The sequence below is a fragment of the Streptomyces sp. NPDC087859 genome (assembly GCF_044742595.1).
Taxonomy (GTDB): Bacteria; Actinomycetota; Actinomycetes; order Streptomycetales; family Streptomycetaceae; genus Streptomyces; species Streptomyces canus_F.
Genome location: NZ_JBIUUU010000029.1, coordinates 102,110 through 108,109, shown reverse-complemented (window position 1 = coordinate 108,109; position 6,000 = coordinate 102,110). Strand labels below are relative to the sequence as shown.

The 6,000-nt window shown below is 64.6% G+C and carries 4 protein-coding genes and 5 pseudogenes; 5 read left to right on the top strand and 4 right to left on the bottom strand.

Going from position 1 to position 6,000, the window contains the following annotated elements; translation table 11 throughout:
* Window positions 1–187: pseudogene (locus ACIOHP_RS45990) on the top strand (RNA-guided endonuclease TnpB family protein); the annotation flags it as partial.
* 397 nt (window positions 188–584) lie between these two features.
* On the opposite strand, the pseudogene ACIOHP_RS45985 reads toward ACIOHP_RS45990, so the two are convergent.
* Window positions 585–783: pseudogene (locus tag ACIOHP_RS45985) on the bottom strand (transposase); the annotation flags it as partial.
* Between the two features lie 159 nt (window positions 784–942).
* Window positions 943–1,147: pseudogene (locus tag ACIOHP_RS45980) on the bottom strand (transposase); the annotation flags it as partial.
* A 421-nt stretch (window positions 1,148–1,568) separates the two neighbouring features.
* Here ACIOHP_RS45980 and ACIOHP_RS45975 point away from each other — a divergent pair.
* Together ACIOHP_RS45975 and ACIOHP_RS45970 are read left to right on the top strand one after the other, a co-directional pair.
* On the top strand, window positions 1,569–2,705 hold the full coding sequence (locus ACIOHP_RS45975) for an amidohydrolase family protein (protein ID WP_401897209.1): 1,137 nt from the start codon (window positions 1,569–1,571) through the stop codon (window positions 2,703–2,705).
* Window positions 2,706–2,864: 159 nt separating this feature from the next.
* Complete coding sequence (locus tag ACIOHP_RS45970; protein WP_401897208.1) at window positions 2,865–3,284, top strand: hypothetical protein; 420 nt, start codon at window positions 2,865–2,867, stop codon at window positions 3,282–3,284.
* A gap of 125 nt (window positions 3,285–3,409) precedes the next feature.
* Here the strand turns inward: ACIOHP_RS45970 and ACIOHP_RS45965 are convergent, their stop codons facing one another.
* Entirely contained in the window at window positions 3,410–4,279 is an 870-nt protein-coding gene (locus ACIOHP_RS45965) for an alpha/beta fold hydrolase (protein ID WP_401897206.1), read from the bottom strand.
* Between the two features lie 13 nt (window positions 4,280–4,292).
* On the opposite strand from ACIOHP_RS45965, the pseudogene ACIOHP_RS45960 reads away from it, so the two are divergent.
* Together ACIOHP_RS45960 and ACIOHP_RS45955 are read left to right on the top strand one after the other, a co-directional pair.
* Window positions 4,293–4,556: pseudogene (locus ACIOHP_RS45960) on the top strand (hypothetical protein); the annotation flags it as partial.
* Window positions 4,557–4,597: 41 nt separating this feature from the next.
* A complete protein-coding gene (locus tag ACIOHP_RS45955) occupies window positions 4,598–4,876 on the top strand; it encodes a hypothetical protein (protein WP_401897203.1) in 279 nt (92 codons plus the stop codon).
* Between the two features lie 51 nt (window positions 4,877–4,927).
* On the opposite strand, the pseudogene ACIOHP_RS45950 reads toward ACIOHP_RS45955, so the two are convergent.
* Window positions 4,928–5,770, bottom strand: a pseudogene (locus ACIOHP_RS45950) (IS5 family transposase).
* Window positions 5,771–6,000 lie beyond the last annotated feature (230 nt).

The window sequence follows — 6,000 nt, the reverse complement described above, 5'->3', positions numbered from 1 at the left end:
GTGGACGTGCGCCTGTGGCGCGGTGCATGACCGCGACATCAACGCGGCGCGCAACATCCTGGCCGCCGGGCTGGCGGCGTCTGCCTGTGGAGACGATGTAGGACCTCAACGGGAGTCCTCCCGGACGGGGCAGTCGTCGCTGAAGCAGGAACCCCAGCGGGCGACCGCTGGAATCCCCCGCCTTTAGGCGGGGGAGGAAGTCAAGACGTGGGATTCCTTCCGGTGCGGTCGGGGCATTTCGCGCGGTGAGTCGGCGGCTGGTCGCTCGCGGTGACGTCTCCCATCGTTTCCCCTGATCCGACAAAGCGCCTGGCAGGCAGCGGTCACTTGGTGGTCAGGAGGCGACACTTCCTCGCTTCTCCTCTTCTCGTAGCCCAGGCCGCCAGGACAGGCCCGCGCGGCCTGGGGGCTGCCAACAGCAGGCCCGGTGGGCCCTGGGACGCAGCCGGGCAGCACTGCATGCCACCCCCCGGTGAGCTGCCACCGAGGGCGAGCAGCAGTGCGACAAACAGCCGAAAGGCCGAACTCAGTCGGCCAGGCTGAAACCCCGAAGGCCGTGCGCGGCCGGACCAGGGCGACCGCGCGCCGGCCGACCCGCAACTCAGCAGACTCGCTCGACGGCGTTCCCGGTCGCCGCCCGTTGTCGATGTCGTCTTGCCGCAACCACTTCGACAACGTGACGGGATGGATGCCGAGCTCCACCGCTGTCTGTTTGGCCTGCTTGCCGGCGTGGATCAGCGCGATGGCGCGCGCCCGGAACTCCGGAGGATAGGGACGAGGCATGACTGCCAGCCTTCCGTGAAGGGCTGTCAGTTAGCCACCAGAACTGGAACCTCAGAGGTGGGGCAGGTCATCTGAACTGGCTTGTCCTGTGGGGCGAGTGGGATGGGGCCTTGACCCAAGGCCGGGTCAAGGCCCCATCGTCGAACACCCGGCGTTGATCCACCGCTTGATCCGCCGCCAGCACGTCATGCCTGACCTGAAGCCGAGTTCCTGCGGAAGGTCTTCCCAGCCGATCCCGGTATGCAGCACATACAAGATGCCCTGCAGGCACTGCCGATCCAGCACCGGCCTCGGGCCGGGCGTCTTCATCGGGCCACGGCAGAAGCAACGGCTCGAGAAGCTCCCACAACGGATCATTTAGCAGAGCGCGTGAGCAGCTCTTTAACGTTCGTCTCAGGTTTGCTCGGTAGGAAGTAGGCATGCGGATAAGCGATGCAATCCGTCTGCAGGAGACTAGTGATGGCAGTCGACGCAGCACCATCGGGGAAAGCGCAGCCCGGCCGGTTGCGGTTCGAGGCGGCCACCAGGGCGCTGGCGACGGCGTTCCCTGTCGCCGCATGCGGGGTCACACGCCAACAACAGTGCGGGCCGCGCCGCGGCCGGCCTGCACAGCGCGCACGCGGGCGGTCGTCAGCTCCACTACAGCCGCTGCGCACCGGCGAGCGGTTCCTCGACCTGAGCGCTGCCGTGGTGCGCGAGCAGGACGCAAAGACCCCCTGAAGCATCTCGCAGACGGATGCCGTACGGATACCTCACCGCACAAACGCCTGAAGAGAGGGACTGACATGAAGCCCATGGGACGCCGCGGCTTTCTCACCGCCAGCACGGCACTTGGCATTGGTGCCGGCTTGTCCACGCACGCCATTGTCTCGGAAGTGAGCGAGAACGAGACTTCGGATAAGACTTCGGACATTTCACGGCGGGACCAGGACCTGCCCTTCATCGGCACGGAGGAGACCTTTTCGACTCCCACGTTGTTGAAGCTGAACTCTATCAATCAGGATCACATAGCGTTCCTTGAGGAAATTGGTCTTTCGGATCTAGGTCAACGCCGCATCGGCGATATGGATGCGGGGGGACTCAATGTTCAAATACTCTCTGCTCATACACCCTCCGTGCAAAATGTCCCTGGTCAAAGGGGCATCGACCTTGCCTATCGCCTTAACCGGCAACTTGTAGACGGGCCAATCGCCAAATATCCGGGCCGCTTCAAGGCTTTCGCCACCTTGCCCTTGCAGAGCCCGGAGGCGGCGGCAGACGAACTGGAACGCTCGGTTCGAGAAGATGGCTTCTTGGGCGCACTGACCAACGGACACATCGCGAAGAAGTATCTCGATCATCCCGATTTCGAGCCTGTGCTGGCACGTGCCGTTGCTCTTGATGTGCCGATCTACCTACATCCCGGCTATCCAGCTGACGAGGTCTTCAAGATCTACTACAGCACCACACGGTCCAAATACACGGAAGAGTACCAAGACTACATTTTCAGTGGGTCTGGATATGGTTGGCACCAGGAGGTGTTGACCCAATGCATTCGGATGATCACGTACGGGGTTTTCGACAGATTCCCCAAACTGAAAATCATCATCGGCCACATGGGCGAGGGTCTTCCCTTCTACTACGAGCGGATCGTCAATGACATGGGCGAGCCGACTAAAGACTCGCTCGAGAAGCCCATCGGGCAATACTTTAAGGAAAACTTCTGGGTCACAACCAGCGCATTCCCCCAGACCGAACTGCTCGATCTCCTGCTGAAGTACATAAGCGTGGATCGAGTGATGTTCGCAACCGACTACCCGTTCGCAGACATAAAGGAGCAGACCGACTGGTTCCGCGGAGTCGATTTGCCACGCGAAGACAAGGAAAAGATTGCGTTCCGAAATGCGGAGAAACTCTTCAGAATGAAAGTGTCTGTAAAGTGATACGCCAGCGGCGGCCGGAGTGAAAGAATGCTTTGCTGTAAGGCGAGAGTGCGGCCGAAGTATGCGCTGCGCGGCTGCCCCATAACGCGGCCTCGGACAGGCTCTTCTAAGAGGATGTCTCACGTGCTCGTGTGGTGAGCTGCGGCATCATTGCCGCTTGTGGGTGTCGATCTGTCGCAGCGGCTGATTCCTGACGGTCTGGGCAAGGCCGCCGACCGCACCGTCCCCCGCACACAGATTCCGCTCGGGGCGCTGTGGGAGAAGGACACATCCCCGCCGTCATCGCCCTACCGGCGGCCTGCTCCTTCCCACGGCGATCCGCTGCTCACCACGCTGGCCGAAGCCTTGGCACATCTGATGGCGGCAGTCGACACCAGCACGGACGAGGAAGCCTCACCGGACGCAGCGTCCCAGTGGTTCGAGTACCCGGCATACCTCTTCGACCGCCTCAGCCCAGGGGACCGCCACAGACTCGCAGACCTCTTTCGCGCTGCGGCCATGAAGGAACCGGAAGGGTCGTGGCGCGACGCACTGCTGGAGGTCCCGGACGGGTTCGACCTCAACGAAGACGAGAGCTGACCGCCGAGGCCCGCCTCGCCCTGGACAGAGTCATTAAGACTCCACCGACCTACGTATCCCACGGTGACGCTACTCGTCCGGGTAGATCCATTCCTCGATCGTCCAAGCGTCGGTCGGCGGTTGGCTTACGAGGTGCCGTCAAAAACCTGGCGCAGTCGATGCGCGAACTCGTCCGGCTTCCCCGCATATCCGAACTCTCCGTCCATGAACCCGCCATGGTGGCTCGGGAACACGGTCACCCGCTGTCCGAGCAGATCAGCGGTCGCGACGGAGGTGCGTCCGGTCAGCACGTCTTCGGACTCCTCGCCCACAGCGATCACGACGCGGGTCGGCGCAGCAGCGATCGCGTCGGGATCCGGCCGGTAGTTGCTGACCGCCCACGACCGGTCGGACAGCAGCGGATCGGTACGTGAGCCGTCATCGTCCGTGGGCATCCCGAACGCGGCGGGATCGACCTCTGGCTGTGCGAAGTACGCGTCAGTGAACTCTCCCTTCCATGAGGTCATCGCCACGAACGCAGCCATCCCGGCCCCCCACCCCCGCTTCCCGTAGGTCTCCCGGACTCCGGCCCGCGCCCGCACGGCCGCCGGTGCGTCCGGCGTGAGGGTGATGAGCGGCGGCTCGTGCGCGACCAGGGTGGTCACGTCTGCGGGATACTTCGCCACGACCTCGAGCGCGGTGATCGCTCCCCCACTGCTGGCGAACATCTCAACCGGCCCGGCCCCGAGCGCCTCGATGACAGCGTGCACGTCGTCGGCCTGGGTCTGCGGCGTGTGGTCGACCCGTCCGTCCTTACGGGTGCTGCGACCGAGGCCGCGCGGGTCATAGGTGGCCACGGTCCGCTCGGGGAAACGCGCGGCGAGCGCGGCGAAGCCAGTAGCGTCCATGGGCTGCCCGATCATGAACAGCGGGGGGCGTCCATCTGTGGTCGGCAGCGGCCCGCGAACGTCATAGACGAGGTCCGCGCCGGCTGTCTCGAGTGTGTGAGTCTCCATACCTGTGCAGACCGGCCCCGTCCCCGAAACTCATCGGCGCGGCGGGCGTCGCTCCGCGAGAGGAAACAAGCAGCTCAAGAGATCCTTCTTCCCCTCCGCGTTTGCCGCCCTGGCCGACCCCACCTCCCGCACCTCCTACGACAAGAAGATCAGGGAGGGCACGCACCACACCCAGGCCCTCCTCCGTCTCGCCCGCCGCCGAACCAACGTGCTCTTCGCAATACTCCGCGACGGCACCGTTCTGCCAGCCTCAAACAGCCGGCGCGAGATGAGGTGAGCACCTTGTCCTTCCCCACCCGCTCGTGCTCGGCTGGCTCCATGGCGGCAGAAGAATCCGAGCACATGCAGCTCATCCACCGCTGGCTGGCCGGTGAGGTGGTCTACAACAACGTCGGCATCAAGGTCGTCGGAGGCCCCTCCAACGGCCGGACGAAGATCGTGCAACTCGGCCCGGACGGGACACCTCCCGCCCACTTCCGCACCTCTGGCGGCCGGGCAGGACCCGACTGGCACCTCTACGAGGCAGTCCGCTCCACCGACGCCCCAGCAGGCTGGGTCTACTCACACATCGGCATCGCCCCCACACCCACCGACTGAGACAACGCCCCCATTCCGCTTGACTAAGAGGTCGCGCAGATAGGCGTGTATTCATGGGCTGCGGTGTGGGCGTGCGTCCCAGCGGTGAGTCATCCATGCCTGACGTATCAGGCTACGTACGGTGATGACGGCGTCGGCGAGGTCGAAGAAGGCGTCAATGACGGTGAGCCGGCGCTCGTAGCAGCGGGCGAGGCGGTGGAAGGCGTTCTGCCAGGCGTGGGTGCGTTCGACGTGCCAACGCTGGCTGGCTTGGATGGGCGCCTTCTCCCCCTTGTGCGCGATGCGTCCGTGCAGGCCGCGTTCGCTGAGTAGCGCGCGGGTCTTGTCCGAGTCGTAGCCGGCGTCCAGGTGCACGGTGATGTCGTCGGGTAACGGCCCCAGGTCGTCCAGGCGGTCCAGGGTCGGGGCGAGCAACGGGGAGTCGTGGCGGTTGGCACGGGCCAGGACGCGGCCCAGGGGAATGCCGTATCCGTCCGTCATGCCTGAGCGTTTCAGGCCCTGTTTGCCGCGGTCGACCGGGGAGCGGCCGGCCACCTCGCCGCCTCCAGGGGCTTTGGTGATCGAGCCGTCGACGGCGACCTGGTCGAGGACGAGGCCGACGATTCGGTCGTAGGACTCCAGCGCGATCTGCTTGAACCTGGCGAAGACGCCGAGTCGTATCCACTCGTTGCGGCGGTTGCGGATCGTGGTGGCCGAGCAGGTTGTGTCGGCGATCGCCTGGTAGGAGCAGCCGAAGCGCAGGAGTTACAGCATTTTGTCGAAGATGATCCGGTCGCTGATGCGCGGGCGGTGGCAGCCCAGCGGATGGTCCGGGTGGTACTCCGGCCGCTCGGGCAGCAGGGACGCCAATTGGTCCCAGAGCGGTTCGGTCAGCCATGACGGCAGCACAGGCACAGGTCTCCCCAATGAGTGACGCATCGTGGTCACGGCTCTGGGCAGGAGAACTACTCGCGCTGCTCGTCGGCTGGTGTCCACGACGATCAGGTCAGAGGCCACGTGGCCATGCCACGGGCTCGAACTTGGTCCGCAGACGTCCCCGGGCCATGAGGCGGTCAAGTCGTCGCTGCTCGGCTCGTAGAGCGACAGCAGACCCTCGACGTCACCGGCCTACAGGTAGTCCATGA

Bases quoted from the DNA above. Each gene is read 5' to 3' on its own strand.
- ACIOHP_RS45975 (WP_401897209.1), top strand. From the start codon at position 1,569: ATGAAGCCCATGGGACGCCGCGGCTTTCTCACCGCCAGCACGGCACTT.
- ACIOHP_RS45965 (WP_401897206.1), bottom strand. From the start codon at position 4,279: ATGGAGACTCACACACTCGAGACAGCCGGCGCGGACCTCGTCTATGAC.
- ACIOHP_RS45955 (WP_401897203.1), top strand. From the start codon at position 4,598: ATGGCGGCAGAAGAATCCGAGCACATGCAGCTCATCCACCGCTGGCTG.